Here is a 23,811-nt window from a genome sequence, read left to right on the forward strand (position 1 = left end):
CTTTCTCGGAATCCGAGAGAGGTCTTTGTTGTATGCCCCAACTTCTCAGCAGTGATTTTCGCGGCAAATGTGATCTATGACGACCAAGGAGGAATCAACTCACCATGCCAATTAAAATTCCGGACACACTACCAGCTAAAGAAGTGCTTGAAGGGGAGAATATCTTTGTCATGGACGAATCGTCCGCATACAAGCAGGATATTCGTCCACTGCGCATTGCTATTCTGAATCTGATGCCTACCAAAGAGACTACCGAAACACAATTGCTGCGTCTGGTGGGGAACACACCCATTCAGGTGGATGTGGTGCTTGTGCATCCCAAATCTCATACCTCCAAAAATACGTCTCAGGAATATCTGGACATGTTCTACAAAACATTTGATGAGATCCAGCACCGCCGTTTCGACGGCATGATTATTACAGGTGCGCCGGTGGAGCAATTGGATTTTGAGGACGTTAATTATTGGAAGGAGATTCAGGAAATTTTTGAATGGACCAAAACCAATGTAACGTCGACCATGCATATCTGTTGGGCATCCCAGGCTGGTTTATACCACCATTTTGATGTACCCAAAGTTCCGCTGGATGAAAAATGTTTTGGGGTATTCCCGCATACGATCAACAAACCCCATGTTCCACTGCTCCGGGGATTTGATGAGGTGTTTAACGTGCCTCACTCTCGCCATACAGACGTAAGACGTGAGGATATCGAAAAAAACGACAGGCTTGAAATTTTAGCCGAGTCCGAGGAAGCAGGCGTATTTCTGGTAGCTACGAAGGATGGGAAACAAATTTTTGCTACAGGACATGCCGAGTACGATCCGTTCTCTTTAAAATGGGAGTATGACCGTGATGTAGCCAAAGGATTGGATATCGCACTGCCTAAGCATTATTATCCGAACGATGATCCGTCCCAAATCCCTCCGGCTACCTGGCGTGCACACGCCAACTTATTATTCTCTAACTGGCTCAATTACTATGTGTATCAGGAAACACCTTATGATATTGGTCCGCAAATCTAATCGTGATTACAGGAGGATGCAGTAATGGAAGATAACAAGTTGAAGATTGAAAGCCGTTTAGCTCAGATTGGGTCCATCAATGAACCGGTTACAGGAGCCGTTAACTTTCCGATTTATCAATCCACTGCGTTTCGCCACCCGAAGCTGGGACAAAGCACCGGGTTTGATTACATTCGTACAACCAATCCAACACGTAAAGTGCTGGAGGAGGCTGCAGCGGCACTGGAATCCGGTGATGCAGGCTTTGCCTGTAGCTCAGGCATGGCGGCGTTGCAAACGATCTTTGCGATGTTCAGTCAAGGAGATCATCTGATTGTTTCACTTGATCTGTACGGCGGAACATATCGACTGCTGGAGCGAATTCTGTCTCGCTTTGGCGTAACGGCAAGTTATGTAGATACGAATGATCTGGAAGCGCTGGAGAAGGTGTATCAGCCGAACACCAAAGCTGTATTCATAGAGACCCCAACCAATCCGCTCATGATGATCACGGACGTACAAGCCGTAGCCACCTGGGCCAAAAGCCATAACCTGCTGACGATCGTGGACAACACATTGCTCACGCCGTTCTTCCAGCGTCCGATTGAACTTGGCGCAGACATTATCATTCACAGTGCTACCAAATATCTGGGCGGACATAATGATGTTCTCGCTGGACTTATTATTACCAAAGGTGAAGCTTTGTCTGCGGAAATGGCTTTCCTTCATAATTCGATTGGTGCGGTGTTGTCGCCGAGTGATTCCTATCAATTGATGAAAGGCATGAAAACCCTTGCGCTTCGCATGGAGCGTCACGAATATAACGCACTGACCATCGCGAAGTTCCTGCTGGAGCATCCGGCGGTTGCGGAAGTATTCCATCCGGGATTGTCCGATCATCCGGGATACGACATTCAGCAGAAGCAATCTTCAGGCAATACCGGCATCTTCTCATTTAAAGTCAAGGATGCACGTTATGTGGAGCCATTGCTGCGTCATATTCAATTAATTGCGTTTGCCGAAAGCCTTGGCGGTGTAGAATCCCTCATGACTTACCCGGCAGTGCAAACGCATGCGGATATCCCGCTGGAGATTCGTGACGCTGTAGGTGTAGATGACCGTTTGCTGCGTTTCTCTGTCGGAATTGAACATGCGGAGGACTTGATTGCCGATCTGAATCAGGCGCTGCTGGCAGCACAGCAGGAAGTGGAAGGAGGCGTAATTTCATGAGTGATGCAAACCGCAAAAAAACGGAATCAGGATTGAAGTTTGAAACAAAGCTGCTTCATTTCGGGGATGAGATTGACCAGACTACGGGCGCATCCAGCGTGCCGATTTATCAGGCATCCACATTCCATCACTTTGATATTTTTAATCCACCACAGCATGACTACAGCCGTTCGGGTAATCCTACCCGTCAAGCTCTGGAGGACTATATCGCTTTGCTTGAAGGCGGAGTGCGTGGTTTTGCCTATTCATCAGGCATGGCTGCCATCTCCAGTGTATTTATGATGTTCTCTGCAGGAGATCATATCATTGTTACGGAGGATGTATACGGAGGCACCTATCGACTGCTGACGACCATTCTCAGCCGCATGCAGATCGAGACTACATTTGTAGATATGACGAATATCGAGGAAGTCAAGGCGGCCCTTAAACCGAACACCAAAGCTGTTTATATGGAGACTCCCTCCAATCCAACGTTAAAGATTACGGATATTGCGGCCGTGACGTCCTGGTCGAAGGAGCATGAACTGATTACGATTCTGGATAACACATTTATGACACCGTATTATCAGCGTCCGATTGAGTTTGGCGTAGATATCGTTGTACATAGTGCTACGAAGTTTCTGGGCGGTCACAGTGATGTGCTGGCGGGGCTGGCTGTTGCACGTACAGATGAGCTGGGCAGACAGTTGAAGCAGCTGCAAAATGGATTGGGTACGGTGCTTGGGGCTCAGGAATCCTGGCTTCTGATGCGCGGTATGAAAACACTTGGTGCACGCATGGCTCACAGTGAACAGAGCACAGCCAAGCTTGCGGCCTGGCTTAAAGGGCGCAAGGATATAACGGCTGTCTACTATCCAGGACTTGAGGATCACCCGGGTCGTGAAGCACATGAGCGTCAGTCTACGGGCTACGGAGCAGTTGTTTCTTTTGACGTAGGCTCGGGAGATCGTGCCAAAGCAGTGCTGAACCGCGTGAAGCTGCCGATTGTTGCTGTAAGTCTGGGTGCGGTGGAAAGTATTCTTTCTTATCCTACAATGATGTCACACGCGGCCATGCCGGCAGAGGTTCGACATGAGCGCGGAATTACCGATGGATTGCTGCGTTTCTCGGTAGGGCTTGAGGATATTGATGATCTGATTGCCGATCTGGAGCAGGCTTTGGATACCGAATAAAGTTAAAAAGAAAGAATATATTGAACTATTCTTTTGCACAGAAACTTGAGTTTATATGTAAAAATTTTAATTGATTTTTAAAGCACCTTTGTATAAGGTGCTTTTTTTCACATGTAACCTGTGTTACGATATGTATAGTAGACCATTACGATGTTGCCGACAGAAGTTGCTTATTGCAAACCAGCCGGATGGAGCATCGTATTATTTTCTCTTCATGAGGGAGGCTTTTTACGATGAGTACGGTGGACCGTATCTTAGATAAAGCCCTTAGGGGCGAACGTTTGGACCTGGAAGACACGATTCAGTTATTTGAATCCGACGAAGTGGACAAAATCGGGGCAGCTGCCAATGTGATCATGAAGCGTATGCACCCTGAACCATACAGAACCTTTGTAATCGGGCGTAACGTTAACTACACGAATGTATGTGACGTATACTGCCGTTTTTGTGCTTTCTATCGCAGACCTGGTTCTGAAGAAGGGTATGTACTGCCAGATGAGGTCATTTTCCAGAAGATTCAGGAGACAGAGGATGTTAACGGCACCGAGATTCTGATGCAGGGAGGAACTAACCCGAATCTTCCATTCAGTTATTATACTGATCTGCTGAAAGCCATCAAGGAGCGTTTCCCGAATATTACGATGCACTCCTTCTCGCCAGCCGAGATTATGAAAATGGTGGAAGTATCCGATGGGCTTACGCTGGAAGAGGTTGTACGTGCCATTCACGAGGCTGGACTTGATTCTCTGCCTGGTGGTGGTGCCGAAATTCTGGATGACCGTACACGCCGCAAAATCAGCCGCCTGAAAGGCTCATGGCGCGACTGGATGGACGTGATGCAGACAGCTCACCGGATCGGGATGAATACAACAGCAACGATGGTTATCGGTCTCGGAGAATCCATGGAGGAGCGTGCACTGCATCTGATGCGTGTTCGTGACGCACAGGATGAATGCATTGCAAACAAGTATGATTCCGAAGGTTTCCTGGCCTTTATTCCGTGGACTTTCCAGCCGGATAACACGAACCTCAAGCTGGAGCGTCAAACCCCGGAAGAATATTTGAAAACCGTAGCGATCAGCCGTCTGGTACTGGACAATATCAAAAACATTCAATCCTCCTGGGTAACGATGGGTCCCGAGATCGGTAAAAAATCGCTTGAATTCGGCTGCAACGACTTCGGCAGCACGATGATTGAGGAGAATGTGGTATCTTCCGCAGGCGCAACATACAAAGTAAACATTGAGTCTATTCTGCGTCTGATTCGCGAATCCGGTTATATTCCGGCGCAGCGCAACACTCGTTATGAGATTTTGCGTATGTTTGACGAAGAGAGCAGTGTGCCTAAAGATTTTGTAATGCAGAACTAATTGATATTTTACTAACAAACGACCATGCTTTTTGCTTGAGGAATAATAAAATAAGTAAACAAACAAGCTTACTGGCTCTTTCATCAGGAGAATAGGATACGCCCTTTAGAAAAATATTGGATCAAGTCTTGGTTCGGTCCAATGGATTCCTAGAGGGTGTATTTTTTTTAGCATTTAGAGGAATATACATAACGAAGATTAATGCATTTAAATTCAAAACGGAAATAATTACGTATATAATGGATTTAATACTATCTAAATTTACTTTTAATTATTATGAAACTTATATTTTTAAAAAAAAAACAAATATTTTTTCTCAAAAACAAAATAAATAGATTTACAAAGTTATTTGATTTAGCTATGATAAATATCATCAAATCAACAACAATAATACCTGGAGGAGGAATGGAATCTATCTAATGATGTCCAATGATTGTGTGAAAAAAAGTTGAGTGACGCTAACATTAGGGGGTTAAAGAATGGTTAACTTGCAGAGCGAGGAAATCAAGAAAAGAGTCATCAAGTGTATGCCGTGGATCTTGCTCTATGAATTTTTTCAAGTGTTTAATGAAAACGTATTCAATTTGATAACACCTAATTTATCTCAGGAATACGGTGTGAGTCCATCCACTGTAAGTTTGATTGTCACGCTGGGGAAATTGTTCCTGGGTATTGCCTCCATCGTATTTTCGGCTTTATCAGATATTGTGAGTACTCGTAAATTGATGTTATTTACCTGTTTTGTATTTCCTGTCGTAACCTTGATCGGTTTTTTCTCGCCGAACAGCTTCTCATTGTTAATTACAGCACGGATAATGTTTGCTTTAACCATTGCTATTCCACTTGCACTGCAAGTTATTATTGCTCTTAAGTATTTTGACAAGCTAACTGCGGCCAAATATTTTGGCTACAATACAGCAATATTTCAGCTTGCTTCTGCAGCAGGACATTTCTTTGGCGGTTATATAACCGACTATTTCCACTGGAATTATATTTTCCTTTTCCCGCTTCTTACACTACTAGGAATACCTACACTTATGAAAAATTTACCTAAAGATGCAAGTAAAAAAGGGTCCTTTGATTTTGTAGGAATGTTGCTAGTCACAATCATTTCAACGTTGTTAATCACATTCATGACCTTTAAAATGCAGTATCCTTTATTACTTATTTCTGCTCTTGTGTGCTCCGCCATTTTTATGATCTACACAAGGAAAAGCAAGAACCCCTTCATCAAACCTGAGTTATTCAAGGTTAAAGGGATTGTTTGGTCTTTGATCGTCTGTGGGCTGTTCTATGGAACACAGGTAGGATTCGGATTTATCTTCCCGTTTATCGTTCATAAGGCTTATGGCTTTCCAGCGAGTACAATTGGCTTGTTCTACTCATTAACCAATATTGCGGCATTTATTGCTGGGATCAATTCTGGGCGTATCATCAGTAAAATTGGTTATCGAAATATTGCACTGCTGGGTGGCTTGTTTATTTTCTCGGGACTAGCTATGGTTGCTTTTTTAGTGGGCTTTTCAGTCGTATTTGTATTCGTAGGAATGGCATTCTTTAACATTGGATACGCGTTGTTCTTCTCAGGATATCTCAGTAACTACACTCAGTTGCTTCCGAGTCATCAGCATGGATCAGGGGTAGGGGTTGAGAGGCTTGTACTTAATATCGGGAGCTCGCTCGGTGGGGCATTAATTGCTATGTTGTATGGTCAACCTTACATGATGAACAAGATAGTTGATCTCTCATCGAATCCATTATCGGCTCAGTACAGTAATCTGGCTCTGTTACTTATGATGATGATTGCTCTTGCCACGTTCATTTTCACCAAAGTATTCCATAAAAATTTTAATCGCGTTGAATGATTGGAACGGACACCAGAAACCTCCCGATACAGGTACAGGGAGGTTTTTGGTAATCCTGATTTAAACACGCTTGGGTTCGGCATGAGCCGGCTTTTCTTCCAGAAAATAATCAAATATCATACAGCCTGCTCCTACAGCGACAGCATTATAACCAGTTGATGCTCTAATGATTTTAACCTGCAGGTTTTTATAGTGCTTTGTACGCTCCTGCACTGTTTTTAAAGTCATTTCATAGAAATCAATATTACCTCCCAGTCCACCCCCGATAATGACAATATCCGGGCGGAGTAACTGGACCAGATTGGTAATGCCAATACCATAATAATAGGCAGCATCCCGCACAATATCTGAACACAGCGGGTCCCCCTGCTTCAATGCATCCAATATATGATGGAATTTAATCTCATCTGCTTGGAGAGGTATGTCCAGAAGTGAAGAGGGTTTCCCGCGTTTTATTTGACGAATCACTTCATCTCTAACAGCAGGTAAACTGCTGTATGCTTCCAGACATCCATATGCTCCGCAAGCGCATTTTCTTCCGTGGACATCTACAGTGATGTGACCGAAAGATTCATCCATATCCAGTTTGCTGCCTACGACTTGTCCTTGCAGAATAATGCCACTTCGGATGCCAATTCCCGAGGAGGTATACACAAGATTTTCGGTTTCTCTCCAGTAATTGCTTCGATATTCACCCAAAGCAGCTAAATTAGCTCCATGATCAAGGAGAACCATTGTCGAGAAGCGTTTTTCTAAACTCTCAATGATCTTTAACTGATTCCATTCATTCGAAACTTCGTTTTTGAATTGAATCGCTCCACTCTCACGTTCAATTGATCCAATAGCACCTACTCCGATTCCAAGCAAGTGCTGTTGCTGCACCTGGTGCTTGAAGAGTATATTCTCGATGCTTTCATTGACTAGATCTAGTGTAGATTGAGGGGGAGAATTAAGGTCCATCTTAAACTTAACTTCATCTAAAACCTGTAAATTCAAGTCCAGGAGTAAAATAACAATAAATAAGCTGGATATCTCGACACCGACTAAATAATAAGAATCAGGTGTAATGACATAAAAGGCAGGCTTTCGGCCAACTTTGGGTTCAGCTGCTCCGCTATCGTAGATCAGACCTGCTTGTACTAATTCTTCAATAAGTCTCGAGCAGGTTGAATGTTTATATCCGCTTAGTTCAACCAACTCATTAATGCGAATCGGACCATGTTTGCGGACTAATGAGTACAAATTTTTTAAACTTTTGGTCTTGGGAGACATTAGACCTACAAATTCCTGTAACATAAAAGTCCTCCAATAATTAAAATATACGATTTATCTCTATTTTACCTTATTGTTTGTCACTCTCCTATATAGATTACTCTGCTTATATAAAATAAAGGAATAAAAAGGAAAAATCAAGTTGTTTATTTTTATAAATGAGAAAAAATAAACCGTTTTTTAAGTTTTTTTAGTATTTTTTTAAAAATAATTTCTTTTATGGCTCTATATTTTAATTTATGAATAATATTTTTTATCATTTTGAATTTAATTGTATTTACAAACTATAAAATGTGATCTATGATGTGATTATGAAAGCGATTTAAAAAATGGAGAGGGTGCGTGGCATGCAAGATGTAAAACGGAAAATTCAAGAAGCTGCAAGATTCATTGAGAATGAAATAGATAGCCTCCCGGAGATCGGTTTAATTCTTGGTTCAGGATTAGGTATACTTGCTGATTTAATTGAAAATGCAACAGTGATTCCATATCAATCCATCCCGCATTTCCCGATGTCTACGGTAGAGGGTCACGCAGGAGAATTGGTGTTTGGAAAAATTCATGACAAAAGCGTTGTGATGATGAAAGGACGTTTTCATTTATATGAAGGGTATGAGGCTCAGGATGTGACACTGCCAGTCCGTATTTTGAAAGCACTAGGCATTAATCATTTAATTGTAACCAATGCAGCTGGAGGAGTTAATGCAAGCTATGAGGTAGGAGATTTGATGCTGATTGTGGATCATATCAACAATATGGGGAAAAATCCACTGATTGGTCCAAATGATGCAGATCTCGGAGAACGTTTTCCAGATATGAGCGAAGCGTATAGCCGACGACTGATTCAAATTGCTCAAAGTGTAGCGAGAAAACAACAGTTTACTTTTAGGGAAGGCATCTACATGGGGAATTTGGGCCCAACTTATGAAACACCTGCTGAAGTAAGAATGGCACGTTTGGTGGGTGCGGATGCTGTGGGGATGTCTACGATTCAGTTATTGTTGCGAGACATGCGGGTATCGAGGTGCTGGGTATTTCATGTATTACAAACAAAGCAGCAGGGCTACTGCAACAAGCACTTTCTCACGAGGAAGTAATGGAAGCAGCAGAACAGGTAAAGCCCACATTCCTGAAGTTGGTACTCGAAATTATCAAGGAAATGTAATATGCATGGGAGGGTCTATGAGCGATAAAAACTATAAACGTGTATGTTTAATTGTACTGGATAGTGTGGGGATTGGTGAACTCCCTGACGCTAAACAGTTTGGAGATCAAGGTGCGCATACATTGGGTCATATTGCAGAGCGTGTACCGAAGTTCTTGCTTGAAAATTTGCAAAGTCTGGGGCTAGGAAATATAACTCGTATGTCTGGAATTGAGCCAATGGAAAACCCTAAGGCCTGTTACGGTAAAATGGCTGAAGTTTCAGTGGGGAAGGACACGATGACAGGACATTGGGAGCTCATGGGCCTAAAGATCACTTCGCCATTTAATGTTTACCCAAACGGATTTCCAGCAGAGCTAATCCGTTGTTTTGAGGAACGAACCGGGCGCAAAGTAATCGGCAATAAAGCAGCGTCTGGTACAGATATTCTTGACGAATTAGGTGAAGAGCAGCTCCGGACAGGAGCATGGATTGTGTATACTTCAGCGGATAGCGTGTTTCAGATTGCAGCCCACGAGGAGACAATTCCATTAAAGGAATTGTACGAGGCGTGCGAGATTGCCCGCGAACTGACACGGGATAGCGAGTTTAGCGTTGGACGTGTCATCGCAAGGCCATATACTGGAGAACCAGGTCATTTTGTGCGTACGGCAAACCGTCACGATTATGCGATATCTCCTCCGGCTCCCACTTTAATGAATGCAATGAAAGATGCTGGACTTGATGTCATAGCTGTCGGAAAAATCAATGATATTTTCTGTGGTCAGGGCGTTACAGAGGCAATTTCAACTAAAAATAATCTGGATGGCGTTATGAAAACAATCTCTGTACTAAACAAAGAGTTTACAGGTCTGTTGTTTACGAATTTGGTCGATTTCGACTCACTGTACGGGCATCGCCGTGACCCCGAAGGTTATGCAATGGCCCTGGAGCAATTCGACGCTCTTTTGCCTTACATTATGGAACACATTACAGCAGATGATTTATTAATTATTACAGCTGATCACGGTAATGACCCGACACATCCGGGAACGGATCATACACGTGAATATGTTCCTGTGCTCTTATATAGTCCTGCAATCAAAAATCCATCCAGTGTAGGGATTCGTGAAGCATTTTCTGACCTGGCAGCTACGCTGGCTGAGAACTTCGGTGTTCCGAGTACAGGTCAAGGCACATCCTTTTATAATTATTTGAAATGATATCTAATCCGATGGGGGATATTTTAATGTCTGATAAAAAAACATTGACGATTGTATACACAAACGACTTTCATGCTCAAGATAAACCCGTTCGTGCAACTTGGATTGAAGGCAGTCCGATGATGGGCGGTGCTGCTTATATGGCCAGCTATATAAACAAAATTCGCAATACGGAGCCGAATGTACTTGTGCTGGATGCAGGGGATATTATTACAGGGCCACCAATCAGTTTTTTGACGAATGGGGAAGCGCCGCTCGATCTTTATAATACCATTGGATTTGACGCTTCTTGTGTTGGAAATCATGAATTTGATCATGGTGTCCCCAATGCAAGGAAGTTGATTGCGCAAGCTCAATTCCCATTTTTGTCTGGAAGTATTTTTTACAAAGGAACGAATATCTTGTTCGCCAAGCCTTATGAAATGATTGAAAAAGATGGATTAAAGATAGGTATTATCGGCATACACGGAAAAAAGGCTGGTTACGAGACGATTCAGGTAGATCTCGTGAAAGAACTTGAATTCCGCGAACAGGAGTCGTTGCTTCAGGAATACGTTCATCTTCTGCGTCCTCACGTTGATTTAGTTATCGTACTTGCTCATGAGGGAGTCCCCGCTGAGCAATCAACGACAGATCGCGTTGTTGACGTGGAAGAGGATTTTGAAGAGGATGTGCGCATGTGCAACAACGTGAAGGGGATTGACTTGATGATTACGGGTCATGCACATAAATCCATCATCAAACCTTACGTAGCTTCAGAGACAGGTACATTGCTCTGTTCTACACGTGGTTTGGGGACTTTTGTGGGCTATTTACAATTACAAGTGGATCAGACCGAGAAGAAAATTATATCTTATGAAGGTCATCTGGAACCGATTTATACTGATCTTATCGAACCTGATCCTGTTGTCGCTGCCCGAGTGGAGTATTGGGATAACCGATTGAAAGAGCTGATTGAAGAGAAAATAGGATATGCGGAGTACGATTTGTCCCGTAACTATTTTGGAGAATCATTACTCGGCAATATCGTTACAGACGCTGTTCGTTTATATACAGGAGTGGATGCAGTGTTTACTGCTCCAGGTGGTTTGCGTGCCGATATTGATCAGGGAGAGATCACGGTTGGACATGTTATTAATGCAGTGCCGTTTAATAACAATATCCTTGTGATCGAAATGACTGGACAGGAACTCAAGGAGGTACTTGAGCAGAGCGCAAGCATGACAGCGGGTATATTGGAGCAATCAGGCATTGAATTTGTTATTGATCCTGAAGCTGAGAAAGGTTGTCAAGTGTCTGGTGTTATGATCAATGGTCAGCCTCTTCAAGAGGACCGCATTTATAAAGTGGCTTCCGATGATTTCACTTGCAAGGGTGGAGATGGTTTCACAGCTTTTCTCAAAGGGAGCAATATACGAGACACGTCCATGATTATGCGTGATATTGTAATTGACTACATTCGTAAGACGGGGCAAGTCAAGCCGCTGATCGAGAAACGTGTCAAATTTAAAGATTCTGCGGTCTCTTCTTCATAGCTGAGGGTACTGGAAGGAAGGTTATATCGCGTGCTCGAGAACGAAGAAAGGTCGATCGTAAAGGTGAATTCACTTAAAAAGGAAATTCTTTCAGGAGTTATATCGTTTTTTACTGTTGTATACATTATTGCCGTTAATGCATCTATACTACATGACGCGGGGATTCCGCTGGAAGCTGGTGTTATTGCCACAGTGCTTACATCATTTTTAGGCTGTCTTGTTATGGGAATTTGGGCAAATGCTCCAATTATTCTTGTACCCGGCATGGGTATCAATGCATTATTCACGTATACTATTGTTCAGTCTATGGGACTCTCTTGGCAAGAAGCACTGGGTGCAGTTTTTATTTCGGGACTACTGTTTATAGTTGTAGCATTTACACCAGTGGCAAGGTGGCTTTCGGTTTCGATACCTGATGCATTGAAAGAGGCAACAACAATAGGTATTGGTCTTTTTCTCACCTTCATCGGGTTGCAGAAAAGCGGCATTGTTGCTGCGAGCTCTACTACGTTTGTAACCCTTGGTGACTTTAGCAAACCCAATACCATCCTTACACTGGGAACTCTGGTTATAGCATTAATATTGTTTATTCGGAAGGTTCCTGGCAGCTTCCTAATTACAATTATTGCAGGAACAGTCCTTGCAATGGCTTTTGGTCAAGTGCACATCGATTTCCAGGAGACCAACTCATTCTCGATACAATCCTATTGGAATGTTGTCGGTAGTATGTCCTTTAATGCAATAGGTTCAATGACATTCTGGGTCGCTACCTTAACGTTAGCCTTGGTCATTGTTTTTGAAAATATTGGTTTGGTATATGGACATTTGAATATGATTGAGAAGCCTGAGAAATTTGAACGGTCATTACAAGCGAATGCATTATCATCAATCTTTGCAGGTATTTTTGGCACAAGTCCTACGGTGTCCACAGTAGAAAGTGCCGCAGGAATTACAGCAGGTGGCAGATCAGGGATCACTTCCGTTGTGACCGGATTAATGTTTCTGATATCCCTGTTTTTTATTCCCCTGATTAAACTTATTCCGGACAGTGCCATTGCCCCTATCCTAATCATTGTTGGGGGGTTGATGATTTCCAATGTTCAACGTATCAATTTCAAGGAATTCGCCGAAGGCTTCCCTGCCTTTCTGATCATTGTGCTGATTCCTCTCACTTACAGCATTGTAGATGGTATGGCCTTTGGCTTCATCAGTTATACCATCCTTAATCTGGCTGCTAGCAATAGAAAAAAGGTACCGTTCGCTTTATATATGATTTCGACTTTATTTTTAGTTAATTTTATCGTGCATTGGGTTTGAAGACTGGAGCTGGTGCAATGAATTGGTTCAGATACATGGATGTCCGTAAATTAATTCCTATCTTCGTCGTTTTTTTCAAATTGGGGCCTTCCACTTTTGGCGGGGGATATGCGATGGTGGCTGCGATAGAGCGCGAGGTTGTTGACAAAAAGCAGTGGCTAACCTCTTCAGAGATGAGTGATATGATCTCGATTGCAGGCTCCGCACCTGGCGGGGTAGCCGTTAACTCCGCTGCTTTCGTTGGATACAGGCTGGCAGGAATATCAGGTGCAGTCACCGCTGTATTGGCGATTACACTGCCCACGTTTTTTATCGTATTTATATTAAGTATATTTGGGATGATGTTTAAAGATGTTCCTAAAGTAGAGGCTGCTCTGAAGGGTGTCCATGCAGCAGTTGTGGCTTTAATTATTGTTGCTGCCTATAAAATGGGAAAAACCTCGATTATGGATTTTGCTACGTTAACGATTACGGGAAGCTGTATTGCCATGCTTTTATTTACTAACATCCATTCTCTCATTCTTATTCTAGCTGGGCCAGTTGTCGGTATTCTAATTATTGTTATAAAACGAGTCATTGGCATTGCAGCACCTACAGAAAAGGAGAAACAGGTCCAAAAAACGAATCTGAATTATCCTGAATACTACATTTAGAAGGTGATGATTGCATTGCTGTGGGAGCTATTTTTTGTATTTTTGAAAATAGGGGCGTTTTCCTTTGGTGGCGGATATGCCGTTATGACTCTCATAGAGCAGGAGGTCATAGCTCGGGGGTGGATCAGATCAGAGGATTTCCAGGAAATTGTTGCGATCGCAGGTATGGCGCCAGGTTCGATTGCCACCAATACAGCGACTTTAATTGGATATAATCATCTAGGAATCCCAGGTGCAATCATTTCAACAGTTGGCATCATTTTTCCATCGCTCGTTATTGTTGTTGCGTGTTCCTCCATATTTTTAAAACTACAGAAAAATGTATGGCTACGTTCATCCTTCTATGGGCTGCGTCCCGTTGTTACTGGATTAATAGTTTATGCAGCAATTCATTTCGGGATTGGGAGAGATGAAGGAGCGATTTTTAATTGGTCCACCTTTGGAATGATCGTATTATGTGCCGGCAGTCTGATTGCTGTAATGAAATATAAAATCCATCCATTTGCAGTTATTTTATTGGCTGCTGGAGGTGGCATTATTCTTTTTTGAGAAAAAGAACGAAAAAACATCTTAAAGCTCCTGATTTAAGGCAGGTAGCGTTAAGGTGTTTTTGGTTTGCGGTCGCATTCAAGATCATTAAACAGTACATATTACGCATTTGACGATATGTTATATAGATTTTTAACTGATACAATGAAGGGACAGTTGTGTAGTAAAACCGCTGGGAGGAACGAAGGAATGGAAAAAAGGAAACTGGGAAAGACATCGCTGGACGTACCTGTTTTGAGTTTTGGGGCATCTTCGCTTGGTTCTGTATTTCGTGATATTGATCGCGAGGAAGGCATTCGGACCGTTCATGCGGCTGTGGATGCAGGCATGAATTATATAGACGTTTCGCCGTATTATGGCTTGACCAAGGCAGAGACGGTGCTTGGTGAGGCGATCCGCAGCTTGCCGCGCAGCTCATATACGTTATCCACCAAAGCTGGACGTTACGGTGAGAACGAGTTTGATTTTTCACGCAAACGTATTCTGGGTAGTGTGCAGGAAAGCCTGGCTCGACTGCATACCGACTATATTGATATTTTATTTCTGCATGATATTGAATTTGTGGAACCTGAAATTATTGTTGAAGAGGCTTTCCCGACGCTGTTGGAGCTGAAAGAGAAAGGCATTATTCGTTATGCCGGTATCTGTGGCTTGCCGCTGCAGTTGTTCGAGCAGATGCTGCCGCAGGTCAATGCGGATGCGATTATTTCTTATTGTCATTATGCCTTGAATGATACTTCGTTGTTATCCCTTCTGCCTTTGCTGGAGGAAAAAGGGGTTGGACTTGTAAACGCTTCACCTCTATCGATGGGATTGCTTAGCACACGCGGGACACCCGAATGGCACCCGGCGGGTGATCGGGTGAAAGAGCTCTGTCTGAAGGCAGCTCGCTTCTGCCAGGAGCAGGGGAGCGATATCGCCAAGCTGGCCGTGCAATTTTCCACAGCCAATGAACAGATTCCGACAACGCTGGTGAGCAGTGCAAGTCAGCGTAACATTATGAATAATGCGAGCTGGATTGAAGAGCCGATGGATCATCAGCTTTTGGAAGAGGTGCTGCGTATTCTGGCTCCGTTGAACAACGAAACGTGGTCAAGCGGGCTTGCACAGTATAATACGAACATAAACACAACGCTGAATGCAACCAAGGAGGAACAGGCATGAGAGCTATCGTATGTGAAGAAATAGATCGTTTGGTGCTGAAAGAGCTGCCGCAGCCAAAAAGAGCTGAAGGAGAAGCGCTGGTCGCGATTCAACGTATCGGCATCTGCGGTACAGATCTGCATGCGTACAAAGGCAATCAGCCGTTCTTTACGTATCCACGTGTGCTCGGTCATGAGCTGGCTGGTATTATTGAAGAGATTGGCCCGAATGCGGCGGGCTTGCAGCCTGGAGATCAAGTCAGCATTATCCCTTATCTGCACTGCGGACATTGTATTGCTTGTCGTTCAGGCAAGACAAATTGTTGTGCATCGATGCAAGTGATGGGAGTACACGTTGATGGGGGCATGAGAGAACGCATTACAGTACCTGTTTCTCATCTGCTGAAGGCAGATGGTTTAACACTGGATGAGACAGCCATGGTGGAACCGCTTAGCATCGGGGCTCACGCCGTTCGCAGAGCCGCACTCCAGCCGGGAGAACGTGTAGTCGTCATTGGTGCAGGGCCTATCGGACTCGGTGTGATGGCTTTTGCCAAGCAGGCAGGTGCTTACGTTATTGCAGTAGATCGTAATCTGGACAGGCTGGAGCTTAGCCGAACCTGGGCCGGAGTAGACGAGACGGTACAGGCGGATGATCAGGCATTACAGCGCGTGTCCGAGATCACTGACGGAGACTATGCGACGGCTGTATTTGATGCAACAGGTAATGTTCATTCCATGAACGGCGCTATTCCCTACGTGGCACACGGCGGGCAATTAATCTTCGTTGGTCTGGTTAAAGCAGACATCACGTTCCATGACCCGGAGTTTCATAAACGGGAGATGAGTATGCTAGGTAGTCGGAACGCAACACGTGAGGACTTTGAACTGGTGCTCTCCACGCTGCGCAGCAAAAAATTAAGTATGGATGGCTATGTTACACATCGTGCTGCATTTGATGAGCTGCCAACAGCAATGGATGCCTGGCTGTTGCCCGAAACTCAAGTGGTGAAAGCTATTGTTGAATTATAATTTCATATAAATTTATATTTGCGGCAGGTTAAACGAAGAACGCTCTCTTCCCATGTGATGAGTATGGATATTAATCCATCTCCTCATCAGGGGAGAGAGCGTTTTGTTATAATGCTTGTGTTTTTTCAATCCGTACAATGCAATGTTATTTTTCCGGGTTATTTTTCTGGATTCGCTACAATGCCTGCATACGGATCAATATGGCGAACGATCGTTTTCAGCCAGATCATCTCCAGGAAATGCACTTCGTAATAAAGTGCTCCTGGAATCTGACCGATCCAGCCTGCTGCTCCAGCGATGGGGGAGGACTCCGCAGCAGGGAGGCTCTGTGGTTCCCTGCGCAGGCGCTTGCGCACAGCTTTTTCAACTTGAGTGCTTTGTATCGTGAGAATGCATATGCTGCGTTTCGTGGAGAATCCCCGGAATGCAAGGTATACCATTTCATAGGCAATCAGATAAGCGATGACAGAATACATGGCCTGATCCCAGCCAAAAACAACACCAGCAGCTGTCAGGATGATCAAGTTAAGCAGTAAGATTATTTTTTCGATAAGCAGCCGTTTCCCGCTAAAGACACGTTCAGGCGGCCGGGAGGACGGATCACCGATTTCCAGCGTATCCAGTGTCCCGCCATACCGAACGACCAGCCCGATTCCGAGCCCCAGACATAAACCGCCAAACATGGCAGCAGCCAAGGGATGCTCGACGAGCGGCGGCATCGGATGTAGCACAATGGCACCGATCGAAAAGACAACAAGACCCAGAACAGTAACCAGTACAAATTTTTTCTTCACAATTCTGTATGATAAAAATATAAACGGAACGTTGAATAGAAACAGGAATAATCCGATTCGAAGCTCAGTCCAATGTGCAAAAAGGGAAGAGATTCCCGTTATGCCGCCAATAATGATTTTATTGGGATGCAGAAACAATTCAAGTCCCACGGAGGCCAGAATCCCGCCAACAATGACCAGAAACAGGTTTAACCAGCGGTGAGAAGGCGATATGCTGGTCTTCTTGGCAGTGTGTGGCGCCGGATTAGCCGATATCAGAGGTGCTTTCACAGGTCATCCTCCTTATGTGCGGCTTTCGAGCCATTCTCCCTGGGGTGTTCACAGAAAGTTCGGCGTGCAGCCACTTAGTTACTTGATTCGTTCAATTGTCTGCTCTGTACAAACATGGAATTTATCCTTCTTTCTGCAGCACTTTAGGTTCCTCTTTCTTTTTGCGTGCATCTTTGAACTTAAATATTTTATTCAACAAATTAAATACATGTTTGGATTCCTTGGTTAACAGTGGTCCAAGTATAGCCAGAATCAATACATATAGTGCAGCAAACGGCTGAAGTAATGGTAACAGTCCGCCCGCTTTACCCATGTTTGCCATAATAATTGAAAATTCTCCACGAGATACAATCGTTAATCCGATATTAGCGGATGCCTTCGGTGACAGACCTGCGCTTCGCCCAGCCAGCATGCCTGCAAGGAAGTTACCAAACAATGTGATCACAACGGCAATCAATGCGAGCCATACGGCTTCACCACCCAGAGATAACGGGTCAATAGAGAGTCCGAAGCTGAAGAAAAAGATCGCTCCGAAGAAATCACGGAATGGCAGGATCAAATGTTCGATCCGTTTCGCATGCTCGGTTTCGGCAAGCACAAGACCGACCAGCAAAGCACCGATCGCTTCAGCAACATGAATCGTTTCGGAGAAGCCGGCAACCAGGAACAATGCACCGAAAACAACAAGTGAAAATAATTCGTTGGAACGGATTTTGAGCAGTTTATTCAGGAGCGGTGTAGCTTTGCGTCCGATAATGATAACAATCAGCATGAAGCCAAGAGCGATCAATGCAGACAGGATTACACCTCCGATAGAGGATGAATCACTGAGTACTAGTCCGGAAAGAATCGAAATATATACCGCGAGGAAGACGTCCTCAAACATAATAATGCCAAGAATCATTTCCGTTTCCGGATTCGCAGTTCGTTTCAGATCCACCAGCACCTTGGCGACAATTGCACTGGATGAGATCGTGGTAATCCCTGCAATCACAAGAGCTTCAGCTGCCGGGAAGCCGGAGGCGAAACCAAAGACTAATCCCAATGTAAAGTTAATCCCGATATAGATCGAGCCGCCGACTACTATGGAGCGACCCGACTTGACCAGACGGCCTACAGAGAACTCCAGCCCCAGATAGAACAGGAGGAACAGGATACCGATGCGGCCCATAAAATCAATAAACGGCTGACTTTCAATGAAACGGAAGTCCAGATGCCAGATTTGCATGGCATGTGGCCCCACGGCCATACCGATCAGAATATAAAAGGGTACAACCGAAAATCTCAGTTTTGCGGATAAAAGGCCGGCTGCTGCAATGAGCACCAGTGCCAGACCTACTTCAAAGATCAAATGATCCATCGAGTTACCCCCTTCCCGTCAGGAGGAGGGACTTGAAAAGCTTCTGCTGGTTGCGTTCGCCAACGGCAACAACCGTCGAATCTGCACTAATCACAACCTCCGGACCTGGGCTGATGTGTTTTTTGTGATTTTTCTCCACAACAGCAATGACCGTTGCGCCAGAGTTTTGACGTACATTCAATTCTCCAATGGATTTGCCAATGCATCCGAACGAGGCTTCAATTTTATACCACTCGATAATCAGGTCGTCAAACGTTACTTCAATATTTTCAAGCTGTTTTGGTTTATAGGTTAGTCCACCCACGATGGCTGCAATTTGTCTCGCTTCATTGTCGTCCAGCGTAATCATGGAGATGCTTTGATCCGGATCTTCATATTCAAAATGATACATCTCCCGGCGTCCATCATCGTGAATAATAATAACGATTTTGTCACCGCTGCTTGTTTCAATCTGAAATTTCTTGCCGATTCCCGGCAAATCTGTTTCGCGTACATCCATGGATAGTATGCCTCCTTAGTAGTTGAGGCTGGCCATAGAAGGAAGCCTTGCTTCCCGATATCAGGTCATCTGCTGCTCAAGCGGAACATCAAATGGTGCGGGGAAACAGAGCCAGTAATTCCTGACGCAGCCGAATATATGATGTAAAAAGGATTTAGTTTGCAAATTAAGGTACAGCAAAATAAGAGCTGCAATTGTGTGTTTCCGATGATCGTGTGTTTCAAATCTAACGTTCACATAAAGGGTTGTAGGTTATGCACGAGAACACCGTCTTCATGGAAGAGGTGGCTCCATGCGCAGGCATCCGGTAAAATACGGCAAACAGGCTCTTATCGAGCGCTGGCGTATTTGGGTGCCATTGGAGAGAGGGATAAATACATACTGGTATACTTGATTGGCAGCAGAAATAATCTGCGTTTGAACAAACAATACCACGGTTTGAAAGACAGACCTGCAGTGGGAATTCGCAGCACAATCAAGAGTGCGAGGACAAGAAATACAGGCTTGGTTTGCGTTACAGCAGCAAGCTTGGACATGACTTGTGTATTTTTGCGAATGGCAGGTTTGTGCTGTGACTCGGGTATTTGAACCAGTACTTCGAGCACTTCTTTATTCGAAGTGGCGTCAACGGATACACCAACGGCAGATTCAGACTGCATTGGAATGGGGAAGCACAGCGCCTGAAAAACGCACAAAATGATGATAATCGCGTGATGAAGCAGTCTAGGATGTGGTCTCATTGTTGGCTTCCCTCCTTCCGTGAAACATACTGTTATAAAAATAATAACACATTTTTGTCTTAACTCCAAACCATTCATTGCATGTTTTCAAAACGTTCATTTTATGCTGAGAAATCATGACACCCTTTCCATCAAACCGCTTCGTATATCCCTGTAGGCCTTGCCATATACTTTGAAGAGAAAGGAAAGGAGTGATTTGAATGGAACTGTTTGCAGTATGGACCGATGTGTCTGGACAGGTGGAGGCAGATCGCTTTTATCAGTGCATCAAGGAAAAAGTCAAAGGTTTACATATAAGCAAGAGAGGTTTTCGTCTCAGCTTCAAACAAAAAGATGGCAGAGCAGTCTGGATATGCAGGGGCAATGAAAATCACGAGCATTTTCAGCAGTGGCTTCCCCAAATCAGTGATCTGTTATCCTATGGCATTGCGGATTTTATTATGGAGATGCACGAACGAACCATTGTAGAGGATATGATTGCCAAAACATGTTCAGTTATGGATGAGCACGAAGTGGAAAAGGTTCATCGGATCTGTATGCCCCTGCTGTTTAACGGTGATCTGGATCAGCCCGGCCTTCGCGAGCGGCGCCGTGAAACACTGGCCAAAAGTCTGCGCCAGGATCTGGAGGAGGTTCACTTTTTTCCTTTGGAAGGTCTGATGAATTTTCGTATCCGTTCCTACAAGCAGGAGCTTCAGGAGCTGGTGGAATACGCGCTGGATGAATTCTGGATGGATCGGCAGTACGAGGAGTTCATGGGCCTGCTTAAATACTTTGTATTTTTCCAGGAGGCAAAGGTTCCCTTGATCCATCTGATCCATAAAGACAAACATGAGTTCCAGGTGCTTGATGCAGGTTTTAATCTGCTGCCGGTCAAGAAGGATGAGCAGGTAGTCGTTGAGATGCCGGGCATCGAACTGGAGATGGATATTGAAGATATGATCGTGAGTACGCTTATTTCGATATCACCGGAAAAGGTCATGCTGCATACCAGCACACCGGAGCTGCCGATCATCTCCACGATATGCCAGATTTTCGAGGACAAGGTTGAGATATGCCATCAATGTCCCGAGTGTGAAGTGCTTCGGTCGGTATTGCTGACAGGTCTTGACGCAGGCGATCTCGGCAATTATAATAACTGTTGATCCGTGATTCGTTCACGGAAAGGTGCAATACAATGAACTTGATAAGCAAAAGCGATGACAAAGACAAGAGCCACATGCCTGATCGGTGCAGAGAGAGGAACCTGGGCTGAAATTTCCTCCGGATATCACATATGGTTTACCCCTTTGGAGCTGCAATTTTGAAAATAAAACCGGATTATTCCACCATCTCAGTAGATGGGCGTGTTTTGTGAGTAAGGATCTGCCGGGTCATGCCCGTTAACGACATGCCAATGAGGGCTGCTTTCCTTCTACAGGAATAATCAGCTGAATTAGGGTGGAACCACGAGTATAACACTCGTCCCTTGACCGGGACGGGTGTTTTTTGCGTTCCTGCCGTTATGCTGGGCATCGGGAGGCGCATTAGATGACTAAGTCCAAAATGAAAGACAATGAAGATGTACGATGTTTATTTTACAGGAGGATGAGACAAATGGCAGTTAACATTAAACTACCGGATGGTTCGGTACGTGAGTATGCGGATGGCAGCAGTATTGAGGATGTAGCCGCTTCGATCAGCAGCGGTCTTCGTAAAAATGCGGCAGCAGGCAAGCTGGATGGCATCGTTGTGGATTTATCTACTCCAATTCATGAAGGCGCACTGGTGGAGATCGTTACGCTGGATTCCCCCGAAGGTCTTGAAGTGATGCGTCACAGTACAGCGCACTTGCTGGCTCAGGCGGTTAAACGTTTGTACGGAAACAAAGAGGTGCATCTGGGCGTAGGACCCGTCATTGAGGATGGATTTTATTATGATATGGACCTTGAACATCCGCTGAACCCGGAAGATTTGCAGAAGATTGAAAAGGAAATGGAACGCATCGTCAATGAAAATCTGCCAATCGTGCGCAAGGAAGTCAGCCGCGAGGAAGCGATTAATATTTTCAATGAAGTCGGTGACCCATACAAACTGGAGTTGATTAATGCTTTGCCGGAGGATAGCGTAATTACGATCTATGAGCAAGGCGAATTTTTTGACTTGTGCCGTGGACCACACGTGCCATCGACAAGCAAAATTAAAGTGTTCAAGCTGATGAACGTAGCTGGCGCTTACTGGCGTGGAGACAGCAAAAACAAAATGCTGCAGCGTGTATACGGTACGGCTTTTGTGAAAAAAGCACAGCTGGACGAGCACCTGCACTTCCTCGAGGAAGCACGTAAACGTGATCACCGCAAACTGGGTAAAGAGCTTGAAATGTTCACCTTCTCCCAGCTTGTAGGTCAAGGGCTGCCGATCTGGCTGCCGAATGGTGCCAAGCTGCGCCGTACCTTGGAGCGTTACATTGTGGATCTGGAAGAAAGCCTTGGATATCAACACGTATATACGCCGGTTCTGGGTAATGTTGAGCTGTACAAAACCTCTGGTCACTGGGAGCACTATCAGGAGGATATGTTCCCGAAAATGATTATGGATAACGAAGAACTGGTTCTTCGTCCGATGAACTGTCCTCACCATATGATGGTGTACAAATCCAACATGCACAGCTACCGTGATCTGCCGATCCGTATTGCCGAACTCGGCATGATGCATCGTTATGAGATGTCAGGTGCGTTGACAGGTCTGCATCGTGTCCGTGCGATGACATTGAATGATTCTCATATCTTTGCACGTCCAGATCAGATCAAGGAAGAGTTCGCTCGTGTCATTGAGTTGATCCAGACGGTGTATAAAGACTTCGGTATTCACGAATATCGCTTCCGTCTGTCTTATCGTGATCCGAAAGACACCGAGAAATACTTCCAGAACGATGAGATGTGGGAAATGTCCCAGCGCATGCTGCGTGAAGTTGTGGAAGAGCTGGATCTTCCATTCTATGAGGCCGAAGGCGAAGCGGCATTCTATGGTCCGAAGCTCGACGTTCAGATCAAAACAGCACTGGGCAAAGAAGAGACATTGTCTACGGTTCAACTGGACTTCCTGCTGCCTGAGCGCTTCGAACTTGAGTATGTTGGTGATGATGGACAGAAGCATCGTCCAGTTGTTATTCACCGTGGCGTAATCAGTACAATGGAGCGTTTCACTGCATTTTTGCTGGAGAACTTCGCAGGTGCATTCCCGCTCTGGCTGTCTCCTGTTCAAGCCAAAGTCATTCCGGTATCCGGCAACTATGACGAGTATGCGCGTGAAGTTGAAGCGAAGCTGAAACGTGCAGGCATCTCGGCCGAAGCGGATCTTCGCAACGAGAAGCTGGGTTACAAAATCCGTGAAGCGCAGCTGGAGAAAATGCCGTACATGTTCGTTGTGGGCGAGAACGAGAAAAATGCAGCATCGGTATCCGTTCGTAAACGCGGAGAAGGTGATCTGGGTATGAAGCTGGTGGACGAGATCGTTGCCCAGTTGAAAGAGGAAATTTCTTCAAGACAAGTTTAATGCCTAATGCCTTGTGAAACAAACGTAATATAAATATGTATTTTCAAAATAAAACGGAAGCCGTCTGAGAAACAGGGAAGCACCCCTGTGTATCAGACGGTTTTTTGAC

The 23,811-nt window shown here is 44.7% G+C and carries 19 protein-coding genes and 1 pseudogene; 15 read left to right on the forward strand and 5 right to left on the reverse strand.

Annotated elements, in window-relative coordinates; all coding sequences use genetic code 11:
* Window positions 1–104 precede the first annotated feature (104 nt).
* The 5 genes from metA (at window position 105) to HNR77_RS11865 (ending at window position 6,638) form a co-directional block, all read left to right on the forward strand.
* Window positions 105–1,022, forward strand: coding sequence for a homoserine O-acetyltransferase MetA (gene metA, locus HNR77_RS11845; protein WP_184184094.1), 918 nt, complete (start codon window positions 105–107; stop codon window positions 1,020–1,022).
* Between the two features lie 24 nt (window positions 1,023–1,046).
* On the forward strand, window positions 1,047–2,231 hold the full coding sequence (locus HNR77_RS11850; RefSeq protein WP_184184097.1) for an aminotransferase class I/II-fold pyridoxal phosphate-dependent enzyme: 1,185 nt from the start codon (window positions 1,047–1,049) through the stop codon (window positions 2,229–2,231).
* Entirely contained in the window at window positions 2,228–3,403 is a 1,176-nt protein-coding gene (locus HNR77_RS11855) for a trans-sulfuration enzyme family protein (protein ID WP_184184101.1), read from the forward strand. The genes HNR77_RS11850 and HNR77_RS11855 overlap by 4 nt, the downstream gene beginning before the upstream one ends.
* Window positions 3,404–3,636: 233 nt before the next feature.
* Window positions 3,637–4,773 carry a cyclic dehypoxanthinyl futalosine synthase gene (mqnC, locus tag HNR77_RS11860; RefSeq protein ID WP_111272323.1) on the forward strand — a complete coding sequence of 379 codons (1,137 nt, stop codon included), beginning with the start codon at window positions 3,637–3,639 and terminating at the stop codon, window positions 4,771–4,773.
* A 479-nt stretch (window positions 4,774–5,252) separates the two neighbouring features.
* Complete coding sequence (locus HNR77_RS11865; protein WP_184184104.1) at window positions 5,253–6,638, forward strand: MFS transporter; 1,386 nt, start codon at window positions 5,253–5,255, stop codon at window positions 6,636–6,638.
* A gap of 60 nt (window positions 6,639–6,698) precedes the next feature.
* On the opposite strand, the gene HNR77_RS11870 is transcribed toward HNR77_RS11865, so the two are convergent.
* Entirely contained in the window at window positions 6,699–7,934 is a 1,236-nt protein-coding gene (locus HNR77_RS11870; RefSeq protein ID WP_184184108.1) for an ROK family transcriptional regulator, read from the reverse strand.
* 305 nt (window positions 7,935–8,239) lie between these two features.
* On the opposite strand from HNR77_RS11870, the pseudogene HNR77_RS11875 reads away from it, so the two are divergent.
* The 8 genes and pseudogenes from HNR77_RS11875 to HNR77_RS11910 all read left to right on the forward strand — a co-directional run bounded on the left by HNR77_RS11875 (window position 8,240) and on the right by HNR77_RS11910 (window position 16,505).
* Window positions 8,240–9,075 (forward strand): annotated as a pseudogene (locus tag HNR77_RS11875) (purine-nucleoside phosphorylase).
* A gap of 17 nt (window positions 9,076–9,092) precedes the next feature.
* A complete protein-coding gene (gene deoB, locus HNR77_RS11880; RefSeq protein WP_184184111.1) occupies window positions 9,093–10,277 on the forward strand; it encodes a phosphopentomutase in 1,185 nt (394 codons plus the stop codon).
* 26 nt (window positions 10,278–10,303) lie between these two features.
* Entirely contained in the window at window positions 10,304–11,812 is a 1,509-nt protein-coding gene (locus tag HNR77_RS11885; protein ID WP_184184114.1) for a bifunctional metallophosphatase/5'-nucleotidase, read from the forward strand.
* 30 nt (window positions 11,813–11,842) lie between these two features.
* Window positions 11,843–13,129: an NCS2 family permease gene (locus HNR77_RS11890; RefSeq protein ID WP_184184117.1), complete on the forward strand. Its 1,287-nt coding sequence runs from the start codon at window positions 11,843–11,845 to the stop codon at window positions 13,127–13,129.
* A 17-nt stretch (window positions 13,130–13,146) separates the two neighbouring features.
* Window positions 13,147–13,782 carry a chromate transporter gene (locus HNR77_RS11895; RefSeq protein ID WP_184184120.1) on the forward strand — a complete coding sequence of 212 codons (636 nt, stop codon included), beginning with the start codon at window positions 13,147–13,149 and terminating at the stop codon, window positions 13,780–13,782.
* Between the two features lie 6 nt (window positions 13,783–13,788).
* Window positions 13,789–14,331, forward strand: a complete 543-nt coding sequence (locus HNR77_RS11900) for a chromate transporter (RefSeq protein WP_311768611.1) — start codon at window positions 13,789–13,791, stop codon at window positions 14,329–14,331.
* 189 nt (window positions 14,332–14,520) lie between these two features.
* Complete coding sequence (locus tag HNR77_RS11905) at window positions 14,521–15,495, forward strand: aldo/keto reductase (RefSeq protein ID WP_184184123.1); 975 nt, start codon at window positions 14,521–14,523, stop codon at window positions 15,493–15,495.
* Window positions 15,492–16,505 carry a zinc-binding alcohol dehydrogenase family protein gene (locus tag HNR77_RS11910; RefSeq protein WP_184184126.1) on the forward strand — a complete coding sequence of 338 codons (1,014 nt, stop codon included), beginning with the start codon at window positions 15,492–15,494 and terminating at the stop codon, window positions 16,503–16,505. Before HNR77_RS11905 ends, HNR77_RS11910 begins: the two co-directional genes overlap by 4 nt.
* Window positions 16,506–16,663: 158 nt before the next feature.
* Here the strand turns inward: HNR77_RS11910 and HNR77_RS11915 are convergent, their stop codons facing one another.
* The 4 genes from HNR77_RS11915 to HNR77_RS11930 form a co-directional block, all read right to left on the reverse strand.
* Window positions 16,664–17,569, reverse strand: a complete 906-nt coding sequence (locus HNR77_RS11915) for a YitT family protein (protein ID WP_184184129.1) — start codon at window positions 17,567–17,569, stop codon at window positions 16,664–16,666.
* Window positions 17,570–17,690: 121 nt separating this feature from the next.
* Window positions 17,691–18,929 (reverse strand): cation:proton antiporter, encoded by a 1,239-nt coding sequence (locus tag HNR77_RS11920; protein WP_110893929.1) that lies wholly within the window; start codon window positions 18,927–18,929, stop codon window positions 17,691–17,693.
* Window positions 18,930–18,933: 4 nt separating this feature from the next.
* A complete protein-coding gene (locus HNR77_RS11925; protein ID WP_110893927.1) occupies window positions 18,934–19,428 on the reverse strand; it encodes a cation:proton antiporter regulatory subunit in 495 nt (164 codons plus the stop codon).
* Window positions 19,429–19,757: 329 nt separating this feature from the next.
* Window positions 19,758–20,168 (reverse strand): hypothetical protein, encoded by a 411-nt coding sequence (locus tag HNR77_RS11930; RefSeq protein WP_184184132.1) that lies wholly within the window; start codon window positions 20,166–20,168, stop codon window positions 19,758–19,760.
* A 200-nt stretch (window positions 20,169–20,368) separates the two neighbouring features.
* Between HNR77_RS11930 and HNR77_RS11935 the strand changes: the two genes are divergently transcribed.
* Complete coding sequence (locus HNR77_RS11935; protein WP_184184135.1) at window positions 20,369–21,313, forward strand: putative sporulation protein YtxC; 945 nt, start codon at window positions 20,369–20,371, stop codon at window positions 21,311–21,313.
* Between the two features lie 451 nt (window positions 21,314–21,764).
* Window positions 21,765–23,702 (forward strand): threonine--tRNA ligase, encoded by a 1,938-nt coding sequence (thrS, locus tag HNR77_RS11940; RefSeq protein ID WP_184184138.1) that lies wholly within the window; start codon window positions 21,765–21,767, stop codon window positions 23,700–23,702.
* Window positions 23,703–23,811: the final 109 nt, after the last annotated feature.

Origin of the sequence: Paenibacillus sp. JGP012 (assembly GCF_014203995.1) — a bacterium.
Classification (GTDB): Bacteria; Bacillota; Bacilli; order Paenibacillales; family Paenibacillaceae; genus Paenibacillus; species Paenibacillus silvae.

Bases quoted from the DNA above. Each gene is read 5' to 3' on its own strand.
- HNR77_RS11920 (WP_110893929.1), bottom strand. From the start codon at position 18,929: ATGGATCATTTGATCTTTGAAGTAGGTCTGGCACTGGTGCTCATTGCA.
- thrS (WP_184184138.1), top strand. From the start codon at position 21,765: ATGGCAGTTAACATTAAACTACCGGATGGTTCGGTACGTGAGTATGCG.
- HNR77_RS11930 (WP_184184132.1), bottom strand. From the start codon at position 20,168: ATGAGACCACATCCTAGACTGCTTCATCACGCGATTATCATCATTTTG.
- metA (WP_184184094.1), top strand. From the start codon at position 105: ATGCCAATTAAAATTCCGGACACACTACCAGCTAAAGAAGTGCTTGAA.
- mqnC (WP_111272323.1), top strand. From the start codon at position 3,637: ATGAGTACGGTGGACCGTATCTTAGATAAAGCCCTTAGGGGCGAACGT.
- HNR77_RS11865 (WP_184184104.1), top strand. From the start codon at position 5,253: ATGGTTAACTTGCAGAGCGAGGAAATCAAGAAAAGAGTCATCAAGTGT.
- HNR77_RS11870 (WP_184184108.1), bottom strand. From the start codon at position 7,934: ATGTTACAGGAATTTGTAGGTCTAATGTCTCCCAAGACCAAAAGTTTA.
- HNR77_RS11935 (WP_184184135.1), top strand. From the start codon at position 20,369: ATGGAACTGTTTGCAGTATGGACCGATGTGTCTGGACAGGTGGAGGCA.
- deoB (WP_184184111.1), top strand. From the start codon at position 9,093: ATGAGCGATAAAAACTATAAACGTGTATGTTTAATTGTACTGGATAGT.
- HNR77_RS11885 (WP_184184114.1), top strand. From the start codon at position 10,304: ATGTCTGATAAAAAAACATTGACGATTGTATACACAAACGACTTTCAT.
- HNR77_RS11905 (WP_184184123.1), top strand. From the start codon at position 14,521: ATGGAAAAAAGGAAACTGGGAAAGACATCGCTGGACGTACCTGTTTTG.
- HNR77_RS11895 (WP_184184120.1), top strand. From the start codon at position 13,147: ATGAATTGGTTCAGATACATGGATGTCCGTAAATTAATTCCTATCTTC.
- HNR77_RS11855 (WP_184184101.1), top strand. From the start codon at position 2,228: ATGAGTGATGCAAACCGCAAAAAAACGGAATCAGGATTGAAGTTTGAA.
- HNR77_RS11850 (WP_184184097.1), top strand. From the start codon at position 1,047: ATGGAAGATAACAAGTTGAAGATTGAAAGCCGTTTAGCTCAGATTGGG.
- HNR77_RS11900 (WP_311768611.1), top strand. From the start codon at position 13,789: ATGATTGCATTGCTGTGGGAGCTATTTTTTGTATTTTTGAAAATAGGG.
- HNR77_RS11910 (WP_184184126.1), top strand. From the start codon at position 15,492: ATGAGAGCTATCGTATGTGAAGAAATAGATCGTTTGGTGCTGAAAGAG.
- HNR77_RS11925 (WP_110893927.1), bottom strand. From the start codon at position 19,428: ATGGATGTACGCGAAACAGATTTGCCGGGAATCGGCAAGAAATTTCAG.